This window comes from Neisseria dentiae, assembly GCF_014055005.1.
In the GTDB taxonomy this organism is placed as follows: Bacteria; Pseudomonadota; Gammaproteobacteria; order Burkholderiales; family Neisseriaceae; genus Neisseria; species Neisseria dentiae.
Genome location: NZ_CP059570.1, coordinates 1729324 through 1751291, shown reverse-complemented (window position 1 = coordinate 1751291; position 21968 = coordinate 1729324). Strand labels below are relative to the sequence as shown.

General features: G+C 57.6%; 18 protein-coding genes. 12 read left to right on the top strand and 6 right to left on the bottom strand.

What is annotated here, in order from left to right:
• Nucleotides 1-107: 107 nt before the first annotated feature.
• Complete coding sequence (trkA, locus tag H3L92_RS08295) at nucleotides 108-1502, bottom strand: Trk system potassium transporter TrkA (protein WP_085365159.1); 1395 nt, start codon at nucleotides 1500-1502, stop codon at nucleotides 108-110.
• 225 nt (nucleotides 1503-1727) lie between these two features.
• On the opposite strand from trkA, the gene H3L92_RS08290 reads away from it, so the two are divergent.
• Together H3L92_RS08290 and H3L92_RS08285 are read left to right on the top strand one after the other, a co-directional pair.
• On the top strand, nucleotides 1728-3113 hold the full coding sequence (locus H3L92_RS08290; RefSeq protein ID WP_085365158.1) for a GntP family permease: 1386 nt from the start codon (nucleotides 1728-1730) through the stop codon (nucleotides 3111-3113).
• A 16-nt stretch (nucleotides 3114-3129) separates the two neighbouring features.
• The gene (locus tag H3L92_RS08285) at nucleotides 3130-3654 is read left to right on the top strand and encodes a gluconokinase, GntK/IdnK-type (RefSeq protein ID WP_085365157.1); all 525 of its coding nucleotides are present in this window, start codon (nucleotides 3130-3132) and stop codon (nucleotides 3652-3654) included.
• 141 nt (nucleotides 3655-3795) lie between these two features.
• Here H3L92_RS08285 and H3L92_RS08280 read toward each other — a convergent pair whose 3' ends face one another.
• Nucleotides 3796-3951, bottom strand: a complete 156-nt coding sequence (locus H3L92_RS08280) for a hypothetical protein (protein WP_158088140.1) — start codon at nucleotides 3949-3951, stop codon at nucleotides 3796-3798.
• 118 nt (nucleotides 3952-4069) lie between these two features.
• Nucleotides 4070-4246 (bottom strand): hypothetical protein, encoded by a 177-nt coding sequence (locus H3L92_RS08275; protein WP_158088139.1) that lies wholly within the window; start codon nucleotides 4244-4246, stop codon nucleotides 4070-4072.
• A 209-nt stretch (nucleotides 4247-4455) separates the two neighbouring features.
• Between H3L92_RS08275 and H3L92_RS08270 the strand changes: the two genes are divergently transcribed.
• Complete coding sequence (locus H3L92_RS08270; RefSeq protein WP_085365156.1) at nucleotides 4456-5067, top strand: phosphoribosylanthranilate isomerase; 612 nt, start codon at nucleotides 4456-4458, stop codon at nucleotides 5065-5067.
• A gap of 9 nt (nucleotides 5068-5076) precedes the next feature.
• On the top strand, nucleotides 5077-6279 hold the full coding sequence (trpB, locus tag H3L92_RS08265) for a tryptophan synthase subunit beta (protein WP_085365155.1): 1203 nt from the start codon (nucleotides 5077-5079) through the stop codon (nucleotides 6277-6279).
• Nucleotides 6280-6529: 250 nt separating this feature from the next.
• Here trpB and H3L92_RS08260 read toward each other — a convergent pair whose 3' ends face one another.
• Nucleotides 6530-7534 (bottom strand): IS5 family transposase, encoded by a 1005-nt coding sequence (locus tag H3L92_RS08260; protein ID WP_174222525.1) that lies wholly within the window; start codon nucleotides 7532-7534, stop codon nucleotides 6530-6532.
• Nucleotides 7535-7878: 344 nt separating this feature from the next.
• Between H3L92_RS08260 and H3L92_RS08255 the strand changes: the two genes are divergently transcribed.
• Entirely contained in the window at nucleotides 7879-8622 is a 744-nt protein-coding gene (locus H3L92_RS08255; protein WP_085367049.1) for a carbonic anhydrase, read from the top strand.
• Between the two features lie 208 nt (nucleotides 8623-8830).
• On the top strand, nucleotides 8831-9481 hold the full coding sequence (gene grxB, locus H3L92_RS08250; RefSeq protein ID WP_085367048.1) for a glutaredoxin 2: 651 nt from the start codon (nucleotides 8831-8833) through the stop codon (nucleotides 9479-9481).
• A gap of 186 nt (nucleotides 9482-9667) precedes the next feature.
• Here the strand turns inward: grxB and H3L92_RS08245 are convergent, their stop codons facing one another.
• A complete protein-coding gene (locus H3L92_RS08245; protein ID WP_085367047.1) occupies nucleotides 9668-10351 on the bottom strand; it encodes an epoxyqueuosine reductase QueH in 684 nt (227 codons plus the stop codon).
• A gap of 151 nt (nucleotides 10352-10502) precedes the next feature.
• On the opposite strand from H3L92_RS08245, the gene H3L92_RS08240 reads away from it, so the two are divergent.
• From H3L92_RS08240 to gcvP, 5 genes are all read left to right on the top strand, one after another.
• Entirely contained in the window at nucleotides 10503-11480 is a 978-nt protein-coding gene (locus H3L92_RS08240) for a DNA polymerase III subunit delta' (protein ID WP_085367046.1), read from the top strand.
• Between the two features lie 26 nt (nucleotides 11481-11506).
• The gene (locus tag H3L92_RS08235) at nucleotides 11507-11866 is read left to right on the top strand and encodes a PilZ domain-containing protein (protein WP_085367045.1); all 360 of its coding nucleotides are present in this window, start codon (nucleotides 11507-11509) and stop codon (nucleotides 11864-11866) included.
• A gap of 197 nt (nucleotides 11867-12063) precedes the next feature.
• Nucleotides 12064-13209 carry a succinyl-diaminopimelate desuccinylase gene (gene dapE / locus H3L92_RS08230; RefSeq protein WP_085367044.1) on the top strand — a complete coding sequence of 382 codons (1146 nt, stop codon included), beginning with the start codon at nucleotides 12064-12066 and terminating at the stop codon, nucleotides 13207-13209.
• A gap of 132 nt (nucleotides 13210-13341) precedes the next feature.
• Nucleotides 13342-14079 (top strand): UDP-2,3-diacylglucosamine diphosphatase, encoded by a 738-nt coding sequence (locus H3L92_RS08225; protein WP_085367043.1) that lies wholly within the window; start codon nucleotides 13342-13344, stop codon nucleotides 14077-14079.
• Nucleotides 14080-14227: 148 nt separating this feature from the next.
• The gene (gene gcvP / locus H3L92_RS08220; RefSeq protein WP_085367042.1) at nucleotides 14228-17083 is read left to right on the top strand and encodes an aminomethyl-transferring glycine dehydrogenase; all 2856 of its coding nucleotides are present in this window, start codon (nucleotides 14228-14230) and stop codon (nucleotides 17081-17083) included.
• Nucleotides 17084-17376: 293 nt separating this feature from the next.
• On the opposite strand, the gene H3L92_RS08215 is transcribed toward gcvP, so the two are convergent.
• Nucleotides 17377-18387, bottom strand: a complete 1011-nt coding sequence (locus H3L92_RS08215) for an RluA family pseudouridine synthase (RefSeq protein ID WP_085367041.1) — start codon at nucleotides 18385-18387, stop codon at nucleotides 17377-17379.
• 517 nt (nucleotides 18388-18904) lie between these two features.
• Between H3L92_RS08215 and H3L92_RS08210 the strand changes: the two genes are divergently transcribed.
• Nucleotides 18905-21823 carry an Rne/Rng family ribonuclease gene (locus tag H3L92_RS08210; protein WP_372338538.1) on the top strand — a complete coding sequence of 973 codons (2919 nt, stop codon included), beginning with the start codon at nucleotides 18905-18907 and terminating at the stop codon, nucleotides 21821-21823.
• Nucleotides 21824-21968 lie beyond the last annotated feature (145 nt).

The following is a 21968-nucleotide window of genomic DNA, read 5'->3' as shown; positions in this document are numbered from 1 at the left end:
TCAGGTCGTCTGAAAGGTTTGTATCCAAACAAACTTTTCAGACGGCCTGAAATATAAATAAATTCAGGATTAAAACGGCTTTTTGCAAAAGCCGCTGACTGCATTCACTAGCCGAAAAAGCCCATTTTCACCGCAATCAGTTTTTCCAGCTCGCGCAATACGCGGCGGCGCGACACGAAGAAAATAATGTGGTCGCCGTCGGCCATTTCCGCGTCTTCTTTGTGACCCATCACCACTTCGTCGCCGCGCACGAGGGCGGCGAAGTGGCAGCCCTGCGGCCATTTGATTTCCGACACGCGGCGGCCGACCAGCGCGGAGGTTTGTTTGTCGCCGTGCACCACCACTTCGATGGCTTCGGCCGTACCGCGCCGCAGGGGGTGGACGGCCACCACGTCGCCGCGGCGGATGTGGGCGAGAATCGAGCCGATGGTAACCAGATGCGGCGACACCACGATGTCGATTTTGTTGCCTTCGAGCAAATCCACATAGCTTGAGCGGTTAACGATGGTGATCACGCGCTTGGCGCCGAGGTTTTTGGCCAGCAGGCTCGACATGATATTGTTTTCGTCGTCGTTGGTGAGGGCGCAGAAAACGTCGATTTCGTCGATATATTCCTGCTCGAGCAGGGTTTCGTCGGTGGCGGAACCCAGCAACACCAGTGTGCTGTCGAGGTGTTCGGCCAGCCAGTCGGCGCGGCTTTTGTTGTATTCGATGATTTTGATGTCCATATCGCCTTCGAGCTGTTTGGCCAGCCGGTAGCCGATGTTGCCACCGCCGGCAATCATGATGCGGCGGTTGCGCTGCTCGGTGGGCCGCAGCTCGCGCATCATGATTTTCACGTTTTCGGTGCCGGCCACAAAAAACACTTCGTCTCCTTCGATAATCACGGTTTGGGCGGAAGGCACAATCAGGCGGTTGTTGCGGTAGATGGCGCAGATTTGGCAATCTACCCCTTCGGGCAGGTGTTGGTTGATTTGGGAGATTTCTTTATCGACCAGCAAGCCGCCTTTGCGTGCCTGCACCACCACCATGCGGGCTTTGTCGTCGGCAAAGCGCAAAACCTGCAAGGCGCTGGTGTAGCTGAGCAGGCCGGCCAGCCGTTCGGTTACCAGTTCTTCGGGGCTGATCGACTCGGTGATGTCGAATATATCGAGGCTGCTTTGCTCTTCTTCGGTGAGGTAGTCGAGATAATCGGTGGAGCGCACGCGGGCGATGCGGCTGGGAATGTTGAACACGTCGGCGGCGATTTTGCAGGCCACGATGTTGGTTTCGTCGCTGCGGGTGAGCGCCAGCAGCAGGTCGGCGTCTTCCGCGCCCGCGCGTTTGAGCATAAACGGCGAGGCGCCGTTGCCCAGCAGGGTTTGCACGTCGAGCTTGCTGCCGATGTTTTGCAGCGCGGTTTCGTTAACGTCGATGATGGTTACGTCGTTGCCGGGCAGCGAGGCCAGTTCTTGGGCAACGGTGGAGCCTACCTGGCCGCTGCCGAGTATCAGTATTTTCACGTTGATCTGCCGTGTTTTGCTGTGGGAAGCGCTATTTTAGCCCAAAGGCCGTCTGAAAGCATTTTTCGGCTTGGCAAAAGGTTTCGGACGGCCCGAACCGGGCCAGCCGGCTTGTGCGGATATGTAAACTGCTTATTTTGATATAAGTCATACGCGCGGCGGTATGATGTATTAGAATGGCGGCAAACCTCAACACATTATTTCTGCTACTAAAAAGGGCTTCACATGGAAAACTGGACGCAAACTTTAAGCACGGGCACGCTGCTCGCTATTGCGGCGGGCGCCATCCTGCTGATTTTGATATTAATCATCAAATTCCGCGTGCACGCGTTGCTCACGCTGATGATTGCCAGCCTGCTTACCGCCATTGCCACCGGGCTGCCGATGGGCAGCATCGTGAACGATGTGCTGGTAAAAAACTTCGGCGGCACGCTCGGCAGCGTGGCGCTATTGGTGGGCTTGGGCGCGATGCTCGGGCGCCTGGTGGAAACTTCCGGCGGCGCGCAATCGCTGGCCGATGCGCTGATCCGCACTTTCGGCGAAAAACGCGCACCGTTCGCTTTGGGCGTGGCTTCGCTGATTTTCGGCTTCCCGATTTTCTTCGATGCCGGTTTGGTGGTGATGCTGCCGATTGTGTTTGCCACCGCCCGCCGCATGAAAGCCAACGTTTTGGCTTACGGCATGGCCTCTATCGGCGCGTTTTCGGTGATGCACGTTTTCCTGCCGCCGCACCCCGGCCCGATTGCCGCTTCCGAGTTTTACGGCGCCAACATCGGCCATGTGCTGCTGCTCGGCCTGCCGCTGGCGGTGATTACCTGGTATTTCAGCGGCTACCTGCTGGGCCAAGTGCTCGACCGCAAATTCGCCGTGCCCGTGCCTGATATTTTGAGCGGCGGCAAACAAGACGACGACCCGCCGCAAGAGCCGGCCAAAGCCGGCACGGTTATCGGCATCATGCTGATTCCCATGCTGCTGATTTTCTTAAACACCGGTTTGGCCACGCTGATTGCCGAAAAAGTGGTGAGCGCCGATGAAGGCTGGGTGCAGACCCTGCGCATGATCGGCTCCACCCCCATTGCGCTGCTGATTTCGGTGCTGGTAGCCATGTTTGTGCTCGGCCGCAAACGCGGTACAAAAGCCAGCGCGCTTGAAAAAACCGTTGACGGCGCGCTCGGCCCCGTTTGCTCGGTGATTCTGATTACCGGTGCCGGCGGTATGTTCGGCGGCGTATTGCGTGCTTCGGGCATCGGCCAGGCATTGGCCGACAGTATGGGCCATTTGGGTATTCCCGTGCTGTTGGGCTGCTTTTTAGTGGCGCTGGCGCTGCGTATCGCGCAAGGCTCGGCCACGGTTGCCTTAACCACCGCCGCCGCGCTGATGGCGCCCGCCGTTGCCGCCGCCGGATACAGCGACTGGCAGCTCGCCTGCATTGTTTTGGCCACCGCCGCCGGTTCCGTGGGCGTGAGCCATTTCAACGATTCCGGCTTCTGGCTGGTGGGCCGCCTGCTCGATATGGACGTGCCCACCACGCTGAAAACCTGGACGGTTAACCAAACCCTGATTGCCGCCATCGGCTTCGCACTTTCAGCCCTTGCGTTCAGCATCTTATAAGTAAAGGAGCAATATCATGGATACCGTACATTTCGTGCTGATGGGCGTGTGCGGCTGCGGCAAAACCACCGCCGCCCTTACCCTGCAACAGCATTTCCAATGCCCTTATGCCGAGGGCGACGAGTTCCACACGCAGGAAAACCGCGACAAAATGGGCGCAGGCATTCCGCTCACCGACGAAGACCGCTACCCGTGGCTGCGCAACCTGCGCGATTGGATGACCGCGCAGGCGCGTGCGGGCAAGCCTTACAGCATCGTTACCTGCTCGGCGCTCAAACGCCAATACCGCGACATTCTGCGCGAAGCCGAGGGCAGGGTGGTGTTTATCCACCTCGCCCCGCCGTATGAAGTGAACCTCGCGCGCATGATGGCGCGCAAAGGGCACTATATGAAAGCGGATATGCTCGATTCGCAAATGGCGATTCTCGAAGAATTGGGCGCAGACGAAGCCGGCGTGCGCATCGATAGCGCAGGCGAAGCCGACGAAGTGCAGGCCGAAATGATGGCTTGGGTGAAGGCGCAGGGTTTCGAGCCTAAATAACCGTTGAACAAACAATCAGGCCGTCTGAAAAGATATTGCCGCATAAACCTTTTCAGACGGCCTTGAGGTATTTGCAAAGGCTTCAATCTGTTTCGATACCGTTTTTCCGTATTCGGGCGCAACCCAAATACGGCGGCGGTTTTAATGCGCGTGGCCGTGTTCGCCGTGGCTGTGGCCGTGATCCTGCATATTGTGTTCGCGCTCGGGGCCGCGGTCATGGCCGCCGTGGTGGGGTGCGACACAGGCGGCCAGCAGCAGTGCGGTGGCGGCGGAGAGCAACAGGGCTTTGAATTTCATCGCTATCGTCCTTTCTTTGATTTTTAATAAAGCGGGATACGGGCGGCAGCCCGCTTGGTATGGAACAGGCCGTCTGAAAAAGTTTTCAGACGGCCTGAAACAGCCTGATCCGGCCGTGTTATTGCTGCATGGTGCCCAGCGCGTCGGTGCCGGTGCCGGTGGTAGCGGCAGGTGCGCTGTCTTGAACCTGGCCCGCAGTAGTGTCAACGGCGGGGCTGTCGGTTGAAGACGAGCTGCACGCGGCGGCGGTTAAGGCGATGGCGGCAGAAAGCAGCAAAACTTTGATATGTTTCATAACGGTTTATCCTTTGAAATTTGAAAAAAACAGCACAGGGTGCTGTGCCGTTTTTATCTTAAAAGCCATCAGGCGGTTATGGCAATGCGGCTTAACACGGTTTTGCCCGATTAAAACCACAACTGCAAAGGCCGTCTGAAACTTTGCAGATATTAAGGAACTATTGTATAAACACTCAAGCCGAAATTTGCAGCCGACCGGAAAAAACCATGACTCCCCGTATCAAAATCTGCGGTTTCACCCGCCCCGAAGACGCCGCCGCCGCCGCCCAACTGGGCGCCGACGCGGTGGGGCTGGTGTTTTATGAAAAAAGCAAGCGCGCCGTGAGCATAGAAACGGCGCAGCGCATCGTGCGGGCGCTGCCGCCGTTTGTAGGCGTGGTGGCGCTGTTTGTTAACGAAGAAGCGGCGCGCATCGAAGAAATTCTCGCGCAGGTGCCGATAGATATCATCCAGTTTCACGGCGACGAGCCGCCCGAGTTCTGCCGCCGTTTTGCGCGCCCCTACATCAAAGCCGTACGCGTGCAAAACACCGCCGACATCATCTCGGCGCTCGAAACTTATCCCGACGCCCGCGCCGTGCTGTTCGACGCCTACATCGAAGGCGAATACGGCGGCACCGGCCACAGCTTCGACTGGCGGATGCTGCCGCAAAACCTCAACGGCCATTGGATACTTTCAGGCGGCCTCACGCCCGACAACGTGGCCGAAGCTGTTAGAATAACGGGTGCGCAAACCGTTGATGTGTCCAGCGGCGTGGAAAGCGCGGCCGGCATCAAATCCGTTGCCAAAATGGCGGAGTTTATCCGCCGCCTATCATAAGGAATATTCATGCAGAACTACCAAGCCCCCGATTCACAAGGCTTTTTCGGCGAACACGGCGGCGTGTTCGTTTCCGAAACCCTGATTCCCGCCCTACAGGAGCTGGCGACCGCTTATCAAGAAGCCAAAAACGATCCCGCGTTTTGGGATGAATTCCGCCGCGATTTAAAGCATTACGTCGGCCGCCCCAGCCCCGTTTACCACGCGCAACGCCTGTCTGAAAAACTCGGCGGTGCGCAAATCTGGCTCAAGCGCGAAGACCTCAACCACACTGGTGCGCACAAAATCAACAACACCATCGGCCAGGCGCTGCTGGCCAAGCACATGGGCAAAAAACGCGTGATTGCCGAAACCGGCGCCGGCCAGCACGGCGTGGCTTCCGCCACTGTTGCCGCCCGCTTCGGCATGGAATGCCATGTTTACATGGGTGCCGACGACATTATCCGCCAAGCCCCCAACGTGTTCCGCATGAAGCTGTTGGGCGCCAATGTGGTGGGCGTGGACAGCGGCAGCCGCACACTCAAAGATGCCATGAACGAAGCCATGCGCGAATGGGTGGCGCGGGTGGACGACACTTTCTACATCATCGGCACCGCCGCCGGCCCCGCGCCTTATCCCGAAATGGTGCGCGATTTCCAATGCGTGATCGGCAACGAAGCCAAAGAGCAGATGCAGGAAGCCATCGGCCGCCAGCCCGATGTGGCGGTGGCCTGCGTGGGCGGCGGCTCCAATGCCATCGGCCTGTTTTATCCTTATATCGGCGAAGCGGGCGTGCGCCTGGTGGGGGTGGAAGCTGGCGGCCACGGCGTGCACACGCCCGACCATGCCGCGCCGATTACCAGCAAAGCCCCCGCCGGCGTGCTGCACGGCTTCCGCAGTTACCTGATGCAGGACGAAAACGGCCAAGTGCAGGGCACGCATTCCGTTTCGGCCGGTTTGGATTACCCCGGCATCGGCCCCGAACACAGCTATCTGGCGGACATCAAGCGTGTGGAATATACCGCCGCCGATGACGGCGCCGCCTTGCAGGCCTTTGATTTATTATGCCAATACGAGGGCATTATCCCTGCATTGGAAAGCTCGCACGCGCTGGCGTGGGCGGTGGAAAACGCGCCGAAAATGGGTAAGGATCAAGTGATTCTGGTCAACCTTTCCGGCCGCGGCGATAAAGACATCAACACCGTTGCCAAACTCAAAGGCATTGAGTTGTAGGGCTTTCAGACGGCCTGAGGCCTTTGCAAAATTCAAATTACTATCTGAAAAACCTGAATCCCGTCATTCCCGCCTACGCGGGAATGACGGGATTTAAGCATTTCAGACGGCCTGAGACCTTTGCGAAATACCAGCTACTCCATCCAAACGGTTACCTGAACAATCAAGGTAACCGTTTTTGCATTTTCAGACGTGTTTCTCGTCCATATTTCCCTCAATTAGCCCCTTTATCGGGGTGTCCATTGCCTTTTCAGGCAGCAGCAGGCACACGAAGCCTGTTGGCTGCCTTTAGCAGGTTCAGGCACACCGCTTTCAAATGGCTTTGCGCCAGCACTTTCCGTAAGCCAAAATAACGCGCTCTTTTACAGCCGAACTTCCGGTGCAGCGTACCGAAGGTTTGCTCGACCACATAACGCACTTTCGACAGCTGCGTATTGCGCTGTTTCTCATGCTCCGTTAAAGGTTTGCCCCGGTGTGCCTTACGCATAATGCCGTCGGATAGCTGTTTGCTTTGCAGATGTTCCCGGTTGGCTTTACTGTCATACCCTTTATCGGCATAGACGGTTGTTCCGGGTGCGATGCCGTCCAACAGCGGTTCGAAATGGTTGCATTCATGGGCGTTGGCCGGAGTGATGTGCAGTTTCTCGATATAGCCTTCTGAATCGGTGCGGGTGTGTTGTTTGTAGCCCAAGGTGAATTTGCCCTCTTTCTTCACCCAGCGCGCATCCTTGTCTTTGCTGGGCAAGGTTTCGGCGGTGATGCCGTTTTCATCGGTTTCGATAGCCTGACGCTGTTTGCCTCCGGCAGTTTGGATGATGGTGGCGTCAATTACTGCCGCCGGGGCTTTCTCTATTTTTAAGCCTTTTTGGGTCAGCTGGCAGTTAATCAGTTCGAGAAGCCGGGCTAAGGTGTCATCCTGTGCCAGCCAATTGCGGAAACGGCAGAGGGTGCTGTGGTCAGGTAAGGAGACCTCATCAAACCCGCAGAAGAAGTAGAAATCCAGACGGGTGGCTAAACAGCGTTCCAATTCCGGATCGGAAAGGCTGTGCCATTGGCCGAGCAATACGGCTTTGAGCATGGGCAGTAGCGGATAGGCGGGGCGACCGCGGTGGTCGCGGATGTAACGGGTCTTTTGCCGGTTGAGAAGTTGTTCGATGGGCTGCCAATCGAGTAGCTGGTTAATTTTGAGCAACGGGTAGCTGTCGATATGTTTGCTCATCATTATTTGGGCTTGTTGGTGGAAAAAGCTGTTCATAAAAAACTCCTCTGAATTCTTTAGGAGAATTTAGAGGAGTTTTGGTTTTTTTGCAAAGGTCTCAGCCTGAAAATATTTTTGCAAAGGTCTCGGCCTTGAAGGTTTTGTACGGCGGCTGCCACGCTGCGTATTGGCAATGCAAAACACATCCTACCCGGGCTTGGCTCGGGTATTTTTGCATTGACGGCAATCGCAGACGCTTAGGCTAAGCCCGGGGGCGGCATTGGAAAAGTAGCCTGAAGTAGTTGAACTGAGCTTGACAGAAGTCAAGAAAATTCCATTAACGATAATATATTAAATAACTATAATTTGATTCTATTCATATAGATAAATAGGGTTATAAAATGAATTATAAATATATTATCATTTTGCTTGCGCTCGCAACAGGCTTGGCTGCCGCCGAAACGCATCCGCATTGGTCGTATGAAGGCGATAAAAGCAGCCCCGCGCATTGGGGCGAGCTGAGCGAAGCGTTTGCCATGTGCGGCAAGGGCAAAAACCAGTCGCCGGTGGACTTAACCAATGCCATTCACGTTTCGGGCAACAGCATAGATTTCCGCTATCAGCCCGCGCGTTTTCGTATCGAAAACAACGGCCATACGGTTCAGCTTACCCCCGAGGGCGGCGGTGAAACGCTGGATATCGGCGGCAAGAAAATGCAGTTGAAGCAGTTCCATTTCCACACGCCCAGCGAGCACACGTTCAACCACCGCCATTTCCCGATGGAGGCTCATTTCGTGCACCAAAGCAGCACGGGCGAGCTGGCCGTGCTGACGGTGCTGTTTAAAGAAGGCCGGAGCAACCCCGCGCTGGCGCAGATTCTGGCCAAACGCTTGAAAAAAGGGGAGTCGGCTCAAACGGCCTCACCGTTGGATATCAATGCGCTGTTTCCGGCCGAACGCCGCCACTTCCGCCTGAACGGCTCGCTCACCACGCCGCCGTGCAGCGAAGGGGTGAACTGGATTGTGTTGGAAACACCGGTCAGCGCAGGGGCAGGGCAGATTAAGGCGATGGCGAAAATGATCGGCCACCCCAACAACCGCCCTGTGCAACCTTTGAACGCGCGGATTGTGATTAAGGAAAACTGATCCGGATATTTCAGACGGCCTGAGACCTTTGCAAAAAAAACCAATTCAACCCTAAAAATATTTTTGCAAAGGTCTCGGCTTCAATGGGTTTTGCAAAGGCCCCTTTTGGTGATATTTTTGAATTTTGCAACGTTCCCTGCCTGCACGGTTGTTTCAGACGGCCTTTTGGTGCTAAGGTGTCTGCAAGCAAACAAACAAGGAGGCTGCCATGAAACTCTATATTTACGACCATTGCCCCTTCTGCGTGCGCGCCCGTATGATTTTCGGCCTGCGCGGGTTGGCGGTGGAGGAAATTGTGTTGTTGAACGACGACGAATCCACCCCCATCGGCATGATAGGCGCCAAGCAGGTGCCGATACTGCAAAAAGACGATGGCTCATATATGGGCGAGAGCTTGGATATCGTGCGTTATATCGACAATCTGGCGGATAAAGGCCGTCTGAAAGAAGAAATCCGCCCCGAAGTGCAGGCTTGGCTGGATAAGGCCAACACCTATATCAGCAAACTGGTGCAGCCGCGCATGGTGTCGATCGGGCTGCCGGAATTCGCCACGCAGGGCGCGGTTGATTATTTCGTGCATAAAAAAGAAGCCAATATCGGCAGCTTTGCTGAAAATCTGGCGAAAACCGGCGAATATCTGCAAACCCTGCATACCGACTTGGCTGATTTGGAACGGCAGGTTGCGGGCGGGGATAATTTGAACGGCGAAGGTTTGAGCATGGAAGATATCCACGTTTTTCCGCTGTTGCGCAATTTAACGGCGGTGCGCGGGCTGGTGCTGCCGCCGAAATTGAAGGCTTATACGGACAATATAGCTGCCGCTTCGGGCGTGCCGCTTTATACGGATAGGGCGGTGTAGGTTATATAGTTAAACCAATTGCTTGGTAGCCGTTTCGTTATGCTCGGGCTAAACCCGGGTATGACGGCAGATAAATTTTCGGTGATGTTTTTTGAATTCTGCAAAAGATTTTTGGACCGTCTGAAACATATTTTCAGACGGTCCAAAAACTTGCGGACGTATATCTGCCTGTTTGAATCTTGCCGGCTAGCCGTTTTCTTCTTCGTCGCCGTAATACTTCACGCCGATTTTAATTGGTGGGCGGCCTTGCGATTTGCGGTGGTGGTTGGTGTCGCGCAGCGAATAGGCGCAGCCGCAGTATTCCTGCTGGTAGAAATGTTCGCGCTTGCTGATTTCGATCATGCGCGCACTGCCGCCGCCTTTGCGCCAGTTGAAATCCCAATACACCACGTCGTCGTACGGCGCGGCAGCACGGTGGCCGCAGTCGTTGATTTGGTTCATGTTTTTCCAGCGCGAAATGCCCAGTGAGCTGGTGAGTACGGGGAAGCCGTGTTCGTGGGCATAAAGGGCGGCGCGCTCGAAACGCATATCGAAACACATGGTGCAGCGGCGGCCGCGCTCGGGGTCCATTTCCATGCCTTTGGCGCGCTCGAACCAGTTATCGACATCGTAATCGGCGTCGATAAAGGGAATGCCGTGTTTTTTTGCAAAAGCGATATTTTCGTTTTTGCGGATTTCGTATTCTTTTTTCGGGTGGATGTTGGGGTTGTAGAAGAAAATGGTGTAGTCGATGCCGCTGGCGAGCATGGCCTCCATCACTTCGCCCGAGCAGGGGGCGCAGCAGGAATGCAGCAGCACTTTTTTGTGGCCGCCCGGCGGGGTGAGCACGGGGCGCTCGATGGGGGTTACTTCGGGTTTGTTGTTGTTCATGGTGTGTGGCCGTTGAAAGATTTTCAGACGGCCTCATTAATCTGGCCGTCTGAAAAAAGGTTTTTGAATTCAGGCGTATTTTAACAGAATCAAGGCTGTGTGAAACCTGTATAATGGCTGCCCCTCCAGCCGTTTTCTTGCGCTTTGCTTTATGATTTATCCGTGGCACCAAACCCAATGGCGGCAGCTTGCCGGGCACCGCCGCAACCTGCCCAACGCTTGGCTGTTTACCGGCAGGCAGAACACCGGCAAAACCGCGTTTGCCCGCCATGCCGCCCAAGCCCTGCTGTGCGAGCGGCCCGACGCGGCGGGCGGCCCGTGCGGCGTTTGCCCCTCGTGCCACCTGTTTGCGCAAAACAGCCATCCCGATTTTTACGAACTCACGCCCGAAATCCCCGACGGCGAAGCGGTGGGGCGCAAGCTGTTGCAGATTAAAATCGACGCCGTGCGCGAGGTGGTCGACAACATCCACCTCACTTCCGTGCGCGGCGGGCGGCGCATCGTGCTGGTGCATCCGGCCGAAAGCATGAACCTTCAAGCCGCCAACGGCTTGCTGAAAGTGTTGGAAGAGCCGCCCGAAAACGTGCTGTTTTTGCTGGTTACCCATGCGCGCGACAAACTGCTGCCCACCATCAAAAGCCGCTGCCGCCAAATGGTTCTGCCGCCGCCTTCGCACGAAGAAGCCTTGCAGTATTTGCGGCAGCAGGAAACCGACGATGCCGAAAACCTGCTGGCCTTTCACGGCGGCGCGCCCCTGTTCGAGCACCAGCCCGAACTCGACGAGTTGCGCGAATCGCTGCTCGAGCTGTTGGCCGCCCCGCGCCTGCTGGCGATACTCGACTACGCCGTCGAGTTCGACAAACACAAACAGCCGCTGGCCGTTTTTCTCGACTGGCTGCACAAATGGCTGCTCGATGTGGGTTTGGCGCAACAGCATATGCCGCCGCTGTATTACCCGCAGCACGCGCAGGCATCGGCGCAAACGGGGGCGAAAACTTCGCCTGCCGCTTTGTTTGCACTGACAGGCCGTCTGAACCGCTTAAACCCTTACGGATACCACACGCTGAGTGTTAAAATGCAGATCGAAAGTTTGCTGACCGATTATCTCGAATTCTGGCAAAACAAATAACAACCGAACATTAAAAGGGAAAACCAATGATGAATGCCCCCCAAGACCTGCCCGGCCGCATGATGGCCCTGCAACTGCGCGAAAAAGCCGCACTCTACAACAGCTATATGCCGTTTCTCGAACACGGCGGCCTGTTTGTGCCCACCGACGATATTTTTTCGCTGGGCGACGAAGTGCTGCTGGCTTTGGAACTCACCGACCACCCCGGCAAAAAATTCCTGCGCACCAAAGTGGCGTGGATCAACCCCGCACGCACATCGGCCCACCGCCCCAAAGGCGTGGGCTTGGCTTTCGGCGGCGACGAAATCTGCCTGCAAACCAAAATCCTGATCGAAGGCGAACTGGGCAGCGCGCTGCGCAGCGACAGGGTAACGTTTACCCTGTAAGCGTGATTGCCGCTTTGCAGGCGTGGTTTTCAGACGGCCTGAAACCTTTGCAAGTTGTTTAGGCCGTTCGGAATGCCCGACCGCCGATAAACAACCGCCGTCATACTCGGGCTTGACCCGAGTGTTTCTATTTCTTTACCGTTGCCGCAGAGCCGCCGCCTGAGAAAGGCCGTCTGAAAAAACAAACAGGAACCCCCATGAACGACACCGCATCGCTGAACCTTGCCAAACAACTGATTGCCCAGGCATCGGTTACGCCCGACGACAAAAACTGCCAGCAGATTTTGGCCGAACGCCTGAAAAACATAGGTTTCGCCATCGAAGAAATGCACTTCGGCAACACCAAAAACATTTGGGCGCGGCGCGGCGGCAGCGCGCCCGTGTTGTGTTTTGCCGGCCATACCGACGTTGTGCCTGCGGGGCCGGCGGAGCTGTGGCACTCGCCGCCGTTCGAGCCGACGGAGCGCGAGGGCAGACTGTTCGGGCGCGGGGCGGCCGATATGAAAACCAGCATCGCCTGTTTCGTTACCGCCTGCGAGCGTTTCGTGGCCGCCAACCCCGATCATGCGGGCAGCATCGCGCTGCTGATTACGTCGGACGAAGAAGGCGACGCGTTCGACGGCACCACCAAAGTGGTGGATGCGCTCAAGGCGCGCGGCGAGCGGATAGATTATTGCATCGTGGGCGAACCCACCGCCGTCAACGTGTTGGGCGACACCATCAAAAACGGCCGGCGCGGTTCGCTTTCGGGCAATTTAACCGTTAAAGGCAAACAGGGGCACATCGCCTACCCGCATCTGGCGGTCAACCCCGTGCACACTTTCGCGCCCGCGCTGGCCGAGTTGGCCGCCACCGAGTGGGATGCGGGCAATGAATATTTCCCACCCACCGGCTTTCAGATTTCCAATATCAACGGCGGCACCGGCGCCACCAACGTGATACCCGGCACGCTCAATGTGAAATTCAACTTCCGCTTTTCCACCGAGTCCACCGAAGAAGGCTTGAAACAGCGGGTTCACGCCGTGCTCGACAAACACGGCGTGGATTACAGCTTGGAGTGGGCGTGTTCCGGCCAGCCGTTTCTGACCGAAGCGGGCAAACTCACCGATACCGCCCGCCGCGCCATCGCAGAGGTGTGCGGCGTCGAAGCCGGGCTTTCCACCAGCGGCGGCACTTCAGACGGCCGCTTCATCAAAGCCGTTGCCGCCGAGCTGATCGAACTCGGCCCCAGCAACGCCACCATCCACCAGATAAACGAAAACGTGCTGCTGGAAGATATTCCCAAGCTCTCGGCGGTTTATGAGCGCATGATGGCCGATTTGCTGCATAGCGAATCCGCTTGAGTGCCGCCGCGGCATTGCTGCGCCTTGCCGACCTGTATCGGCAATAGGTGAACCCGCTGTAAACGGCGGGTTTTATATAGCGGCGCAAATCCGTTATGATGCCGTCTGAAATAACCATATCAACGCCCAGCCATGCCGCAAACCCTGTTTATCGCCGATTTGCATCTGTCTGACGACACCCCTGCGCTCAACCGCCTGTTTCTGCAATTTTTGCAGGCGCAGCAGGGCGGGGCGGATGCGCTGTATATACTCGGCGATTTGTTTGAAGTGTGGCTGGGCGACGATATTCTCAGCAACACCGCCGTTGAAACCGCCGCCGCGTTAAAAACATTCGGCCGCACCGCGCCGGTGTATTTCATTTGCGGCAACCGCGATTTCCTGCTCGGCCAAGATTATGCCGAACGGGCGGGGATAACGCTTTTGCCCGACATCCGCGAAATCGAACTTTACGGCACGCATTATTTGATCAGCCACGGCGACGAAATGTGCACCGATGATGTGTCTTACCAACGTTTCCGCCGCATTATCCGCAATCCGTGGCTGCGAAAACTGCTGCTCGCCCTGCCGCAAAGCCGCCGCCGCAAAATCGCCGCCAAAATCCGCGCCGCCAGCAAAGAGAAAAAACAGGCGATGGGGCATACGCCCGTTTCCGACGTAACCGAACAAGGCGTTCAGACGGCCTTAAACCACCACCCGCAAACCGAGGCGCTTATCCACGGCCACACCCACCGGCCGGCAGTGCACGAACACGGCTTTAACGGCCGCACGGTGAAACGCTACGTGCTGCCCGATTGGTACGGCGGCAGCGGCGGCTATCTGAAGGTGTCGCCGGAAGGGGCGGAAATGGTGGCGTTGGGCACCAACCTGTAAAGCCGCATTCCGGCAGGGCGGCGGCAAATGCCTGTTTGAACCGCTTGAAAGAAAACCCCATCAAACCCGCAAAAGCGTTTAAAATTACCCCCGTTTCAAACGGCAGGCCGCGCGCAGGCCGCTTTTTTACGCATACAAAGGAAAATCCATGAATTTCAACGAATTGTTTGATAACAACGAATTCGCCTCCCGCCACATCAGCTTCAACGACGAAGCCGCGCTGCTCTCCGAGTTGGGCGAAAAAGATATGGCGGGCTTTATCGGCAACACCGTGCCGCAAAGTATCCGCATGCCCGGTGCGCTGAATCTGCCCGAGGCGCTCACCGAAGCCGACGCGCTGGCGAAAATAAAAGCGGTTGCCGCGCGCAACAAAGTGAACAAAAGCTACATCGGCCTGGGCTATTATCCGACCCGCCTGCCGAACGTGATTCTGCGCAATGTGCTGGAAAACCCCGGCTGGTACACCGCCTACACGCCGTATCAGGCCGAAATCGCACAAGGCCGCTTGCAGGCGCTGCTCAATTTCCAACAAGTGTGTTTGGATTTAACCGGCTTTGATACCGCCGGCGCCTCGCTGCTCGACGAAGCCACCGCCGCCGCCGAAGCGATGGCCATGGCCAAGCGCGTGAGCAAAGTGAAAAGCAACCGTTTCTTTGTGGATGAGCGCGTGTATCCGCAAACGCTGGACGTGATGCAGACCCGCGCCAAATATTTCGGCTTCGAGCTGGTGGTGGGCGGTTTTCAGACGGCCTCGGAAGGCGATTTCTTCGGCGCGCTGTTCCAATACGTCGGCAAAGACGGCGACGTGGTTGATTTGCAGGAAGTTATCGGCCGTCTGAAAGAAAAAGGCACGATTGTGGCGGTGGCCGCCGACGTGATGAGCTTGGTGTTGTTGAAGTCTCCCGCCGAACTCGGCGCGGATATTGCATTGGGCAACACCCAGCGTTTCGGCGTACCGATGGGCTTCGGCGGCCCGCACGCGGCTTATTTCGCGTTTAAAGACGAATACAAACGCTCCGCCCCCGGCCGCATCATCGGCGTATCGAAAGACGCGGCGGGCAAACCCGCGCTGCGCATGGCGCTCTCCACCCGCGAGCAGCACATCCGCCGCGAAAAAGCCACTTCCAACATCTGCACCGCGCAGGCGCTGCTGGCCAATCTGGCCGGTATGTATGCCGTTTACCACGGCCCCGAAGGCGTGAAGCGCATCGCCAAACGCATCCACGCGCTGGCCGCCGCGTTCGCCCGATCGCTGAAAGGTTCGGACGGCCTCAAAGTGGTGCACGGAGTGTTTTTCGACACCGTGGCGGTGGATTGCGGCAGCAAGGCCAAAGCCGACGAAATCTACCGCAACGCCTTAAACGCCGGCTTCAATCTGCGCCGCGTGAGCGACAACGTGCTGGCCGCCGCCTTCCACGAAGAGAGCAGCCGCGAAGATTTGGCCGTGCTGCATATGCTGTTTACCGGCCAATCCACGCTCACGCTGCCCGCCGAAGCACCGCAATGCCTGCCGGAAAACCTGTTGCGCAGCGATGAGATTCTCACCCACGAAGTGTTCAACCGCTACCACACCGAACACGAAATGCTGCGCTACCTGAAAAAACTGGAAGACCGCGATCTGGCGATGAACCGCAGCATGATTTCGCTGGGCAGCTGCACCATGAAACTCAACGCCACCGCCGAGATGCTGCCGGTTACCTGGCCCGAATTCGCCAACATCCACCCGTTCGCCCCCGCCGAGCAAGTGCAGGGTTATCAGCAACTGTTGCGCGATTTGCAGGAGCAGCTCAAAGCCATCACCGGCTTCGACGCGATTTCGATTCAGCCCAACTCCGGCGCGCAGGGCGAATACACCGGCCTGTTGTCTATCCGCCGCTTCCACGAAGCCAACGGCCAACCCGACCGCGACGTGTGCCTGATTCCCCAATCCGCCCACGGCACCAACCCCGCCACCGCGCAGATGCTGGGCATGAAAGTGGTGGTGGTGAAAACCGACGAAAAAGGCAACGTCGATATCGAAGACCTCAAAGCCAAAGCCGCCGAGCATCAAGACCGCTTGGGCGCGCTGATGATTACCTATCCCTCCACCCACGGCGTGTATGAAGAGGGTATTCGCGACATCTGCCAAATCATCCACGACCACGGCGGCCAGGTTTATATGGACGGCGCCAACATGAACGCCCAAATCGGCATCATGCAGCCCGCCGAAGTGGGTGCCGACGTGCTGCACATGAACCTGCACAAAACCTTCTGCATCCCGCACGGCGGCGGCGGCCCCGGTATGGGCCCCATCGGCCTGAAAGCCCACCTCGCCCCGTTTGCGCCCAGCCACGCGGTAACGCCCGTCGAAGGCGCAACCGAGGGCATGAGCGCCGTTTCCGCCGCGCCCTACGGCTCGGCCAGCATTCTGCCGATTACCTGGATGTACATCACCCTGATGGGCAAACAGGGCATGGAGCAGGCCACCCAATGGGCATTGCTGAACGCCAACTATGTGGCGAAAAAACTGGGCGAGGATTACCCGATTCTCTACACCGGCAAAAACGGCCGCGTGGCGCACGAGTGCATCGTCGATTTGCGCCCGCTGAAAGCCGAGAGCGGCATCACCGAAACCGACATCGCCAAACGCCTGATGGACTACGGCTTCCACGCCCCCACCGTGTCGTTCCCCGTGCCCGGCACGCTGATGATCGAGCCGACCGAGAGCGAGAGCAAGGCCGAACTCGACCGCTTCATCGCCGCCCTCAAAGCCATCAAGCAGGAAGTGCTGAAAGTGCAGAACGGCGAATGGCCGAAAGACGACAACCCGCTGGTGAACGCGCCGCACACCGCCGCCGACGTGGCCGGCGAATGGAACCGCGCCTACAGCCGCGAAACCGCCGTGTTCCCGCTGCCCTATGTGCGCGAACACAAATTCTGGCCGAGCGTCAACCGCGTGGATGATGTGTTCGGCGACAAGAATCTGGTTTGCTCCTGCCCGCCGCTGGAAGCGTATGAAGATTAATCCGGCTTGAGCGGATGTATGAGGCCGTCTGAAAAAAATATTTCAGACGGCCTCGATATTTTGTAAGAGTTGATGACGGTATTGAAGCATTTCAGACGGCCTTGAGCTATTTCTGCAAAGTTTTCGGCCGATAAAATTACAAACACCCTGCCCGAGACCTTTGCAAAATTCTTTTAGGCACCTAAAACACTTGCGTCATGCTCTGGCCTGACCTGAGTATCTCACTTTCTTAACAAATTTCTAAAGCCCAAAAATACCCGGGTCAAGCCCGGGTATAACGCGCAAAATTTTTCTTAGATTGGTTGGCTGTCTAAAACAGCAGCATCGCCTCTTTGGCTTTCCAACACCAACAAAAACTGCGCCAAATCCTGCGGCAGCGGTGCCTTCAGATGCAGCGGTTCGCCCGTGAGCGGGTGGTTCAGATGCAGCTCGGCCGCGTGCAGAAACATCCGTTTCAGGCCGAGTTTTTGCAGGCGTTTGTTGGCCTGATAGTCACCGTAGCGCTCGTCGCCCGCAATCGGGCAGTTTTGCGACTGCATATGCACCCTGATCTGGTGGGTGCGGCCGGTTTTCAGTGTGGCTTCCGTTAAGGTTAAATCCGACAGGCCGACGCTGTGCAGCAGGCCGTCTGAAAAACGGTTTAACACCCGCAAAACGGTGTGCGCCGATTGGCCGTCTTCACTCACGCGCACCATTTTTTCGCCCGACGCACCGGTGTATTTGAAAAGCGGCAGCTTCACATGAACGCGGTTTTCTTTCAGACGGCCCGCCCCCAGCGTCAGATAGATTTTTTTCGGGTGGTCGTTGCGGATGGCTTCGTGCAGCTTCACCAGCGCGCTGCGTTTTTTGGCAACCATCAACAGGCCGCTGGTGTCTTTGTCGAGGCGGTGGACAAGTTCGAGATATTTGGCTTCGGGGCGCGCGCGGCGGATTTGCTCGATCACGCCGAAGCTCACGCCGCTGCCGCCGTGCACCGCCACCCCGGCAGGTTTGTTGATGACCAGCATGGCGTCGTCTTCATACACAATCTCAAACTCGCGCGCGGGCGCGGCGTTGTTTTCAGACGGCCTCTGCTTTTCGGCCGTGCGCACGGGCGGAATGCGCACCACGTCGCCCTCGTTCAAGCGGTCGGCCGGCTTGGCACGCTTTTTGTTCAGGCGCACTTCGCCCGCGCGGATAATACGGTGGATATGGCTCTTGGGCACGCCCTTGAGGATTTTGATTAAGAAGTTATCGAGCCGCGCGCCGGCATCGGCTTCGGTAATGCTGATGTGGTTAACCAAGTCTTTGCTAATTGCAGGCATTTTCTCTATAATCCCGTTACTGTTTTAAGACGGTTTAAGAAGAAATAAAGGCCGTCTGAAACAGATGCGGCGCCAAGGTTTGCAAACGGCAAACCGAAACCGCCTGTTATTGTGAATCGAACATTTTATCTGAAAAAAGCACGCCACAAAGCATTTCCTTCATCTGCCTCAAAGCCGGGCGGGTGAAGACGTAATTAAGTTTAACCTTTTCCGGCAAAGCGCCAGCAAGCGTAAGACGCATGACAACAACGCGCCGCCGCAGGATTTCCGCCGCGCCGGACAGCAATGAAGAAGACGGCTCGTATTTACCGGTTTGCCGGCCGCCCGAGGGCGTGCCGGCAGGCTAGCAGCATGGAAAGACGCCGCCGCCAGGCAGGCGCATCCGTGCCGCATGATCTTTATCTCCCTTCTCGTTCAAGACCAGCCCCACACGCCGTTTCAGACGGCCTGACCATTGGCGGCTGACAAGCGTTGAATACTGATTACACGCCTCGTGGGTGCATGAAACGAGGTTGTTATGAAACGTATGTTGTTTAATGCCACGCAGGCCGAAGAGCTGCGCGTGGCGATTGTCGACGGGCAGACGCTGCTCGACCTCGACATCGAAACGCTGGGAAAAGAACAGCGCAAAGGCAATATCTATAAGGGTGTGATTACCCGCATCGAACCGTCGCTGGAAGCGTGTTTCGTCGATTACGGCACCGACCGCCACGGTTTTCTCCCGTTCAAAGAAGTTTCCCGATCCTATTTCCAAGACTACGAAGGCGGTCGCGCGCGCATCCAAGACGTGCTCAAAGAGGGCATGCAGGTTATCGTGCAGGTGGAAAAAGACGAGCGCGGCAACAAAGGCGCGGCGCTCACCACCTTCATCAGCCTGGCCGGCCGCTATCTCGTGCTGATGCCCAACAACCCGCGCGGCGGCGGCGTGTCGCGCCGTATCGAAGGCGAAGAGCGGCAAGAACTGAAAGCCGCGATGGCCGAGCTGGAAGTGCCGCGCGGCATGAGCCTGATCGCCCGCACCGCCGGCATCGGCCGCAGCGTCGAAGAGCTACAATGGGATTTCAACTACCTGCAACAATTGTGGCAGGCCATCGAAGAAGCCGGCAAAGCCCACAACGAGCCTTACCTGCTGTTTATGGAAAGCTCGCTGCTCATCCGCGCCATCCGCGACTACTACCGCCCCGACATCGGCGAAATACTGGTCGACAACCAAGAAGTGCACGAGCAAATCAGCGAGTTTATGAGTTATGTGATGCCCAACAACGTAGGCCGTCTGAAACTCTACCAAGACCACACGCCGCTGTTTTCCCGCTTCCAAATCGAACACCAAATCGAGAGCGCGTTTGCCCGCAGCGTGAGCCTGCCCTCCGGCGGCGCCATCGTGATCGACCATACCGAAGCCCTCGTTTCCATCGACGTCAACTCCGCCCGCGCCACCCGCGGCGCTGACATCGAAGACACTGCCTTCAAAACCAATATGGAAGCTGCCGAAGAAGTTGCCCGCCAAATGCGCCTGCGCGACTTGGGCGGTTTGGTGGTGATCGACTTCATCGACATGGAAAATCCCAAGCACCAGCGCGACGTTGAAAACGTGCTGCGCGACGCGCTGAAAAAAGACCGCGCCCGCGTGCAGATGGGTAAACTTTCCCGCTTCGGCCTGCTCGAACTCTCGCGCCAGCGCCTGAAACCCGCATTGGGCGAAAGCAGCCACATCGCCTGCCCGCGCTGCGCCGGCACCGGCGTGATCCGCAGCATCGAATCCACCGCCCTGCACGTTTTGCGCATCATTCAGGAAGAAGCCATGAAAGACAACACCGGCGAAGTGCACGCGCAAGTGCCGGTGGACGTGGCCACCTTCCTGCTCAACGAAAAACGCGCCGAGCTGTTCGGTTTGGAAGAGCGTTTGGACGTTTCCGTATTCCTGATTCCCAACACCCATCTTGAAAACCCGCATTACGAAATCACCCGCGTGCGCACCGACGATGTGGACGAAAACGCCGAGCCGAGCTACAAGCGCGTGGAAGTGCCCGAAGCAAACGAAAGCGACAAACCCTTCGGCAGCGAACGTGCCAAAGCCGCCCGCCCCGAACCCGCCGTTAAAGGCGTGAAACACACCCAACCCGCGCCCACAGCGGCCGAACCTGCCGCCGCATCGGCCGGTTGGTGGAGCGGTTTCAAATCGTGGCTGGGCAAAGTGTTCGGCGGTTCGCCCGATCCTGAAAAAGTGCCGGAGGCCGAAAAATCTGCCGCACGCGGCAGCGGCAACCGCCAGGGCAACCGCCGCCCGGCCGCAAGCAACCGCCGCCAAACCCCGCGCCGCAATCCGAACCCCAAACGGCAGGACGACGAGGTTCAAGAAACCAAAGAAACCGCCGTTGCAGGTTTGGCCGAGAGCAGGGAAGGCGACAACGGCAACCGCGCCCAACGCAGCCGCCGCAACCAAGATGATAACGGCCGCAACCGCCAAAACCGGAACGATGCCGCCCGCAACCCCGCCGAAGAAAGCAAACCGGTTGAGAAAGCGGCAGAAAAAGAAACCCAAAAAGAAACCCGCAACGAGCAGCGCAGCGATAACCGCCGCCGTAACCGCAGCGAAAAAGCCGCCGCCGCACCGGTTGCCGCCGTAGCAGCTTTGGAAGCGGAAAACCTGCCCGAAACCGAAGCGGAAGTAACTGCGGAAGCCGTGCAGCCTGAAGCACGCGGCGACGGCCAGGGCAACCGCCGCGAGCGCGACCGCAACCGCCAGCGCGACCAACGCGACCGCCGCAACAACAGCAAAAAGCGCAATATCCCTTCCGCCGCCAAAATCGAGCAATATCTGAGCATCGAAGAAGCGGCCAACAAGGTGCGTTTCGCCGTGGCGCACGTGTACGGCGGAGCGGAAGAAACCCCCGTTGCCATCGCCGTTGCCGCACCGCTGGCTGCCGATGCCGGAGTGGCGGCTGTTGCTGCTGCCGACGAACCTTTGGTTGTGGTGGTGCCCGTGCAGGAAATCGAACCTGCCGCCGTTGCGGAACAGGCAGCGGAAGGCACCGGAGCCGAACCGGTGTTGTTCGCCATCGAGTCCGATGATACCGAGGCGGTGATGCCGTCTGAACAGGCAGTAATCGAATCGGCGGTATCGAATGCGGAACAGGCCGTCAGCAATGTGTTGGGCGCGAGCCATGCCGCCGGAGAAGACGCTGCGGCAAAACCGCAGCCGGCGGAAGAAGTTGCCGTTGCTGCGGTGGAAACCGTAACCGTTGCGCAAACCGTTTCAGACGGCCAAGACTTGGGCGGTTTGGTGCTGGTGCAAACCCGCGCCGACGCGCTGGCCGCCGCCGCAACCTGGGTGCAGCCCGAAACCCGCGCCCTGCGCCGTGCCGACGTGCCGAAAGTTGCGGAGGCCGAAGCTGCCGATGTGCCGCTGGTGCAGGTGGAAACCGGCAAACAGTAGGCAGAATGCCGATAGAGAAAATCCCGACCGTTATCGAACGGTCGGGATTTTTTGCGGCGCAGGCGTTTTAAACAGTTCCGTTATGCCCGGAATTTAAGTATTTCAGACGGCCTGAGACCTTTGCAAAAATACCTTGAGGCCGTCT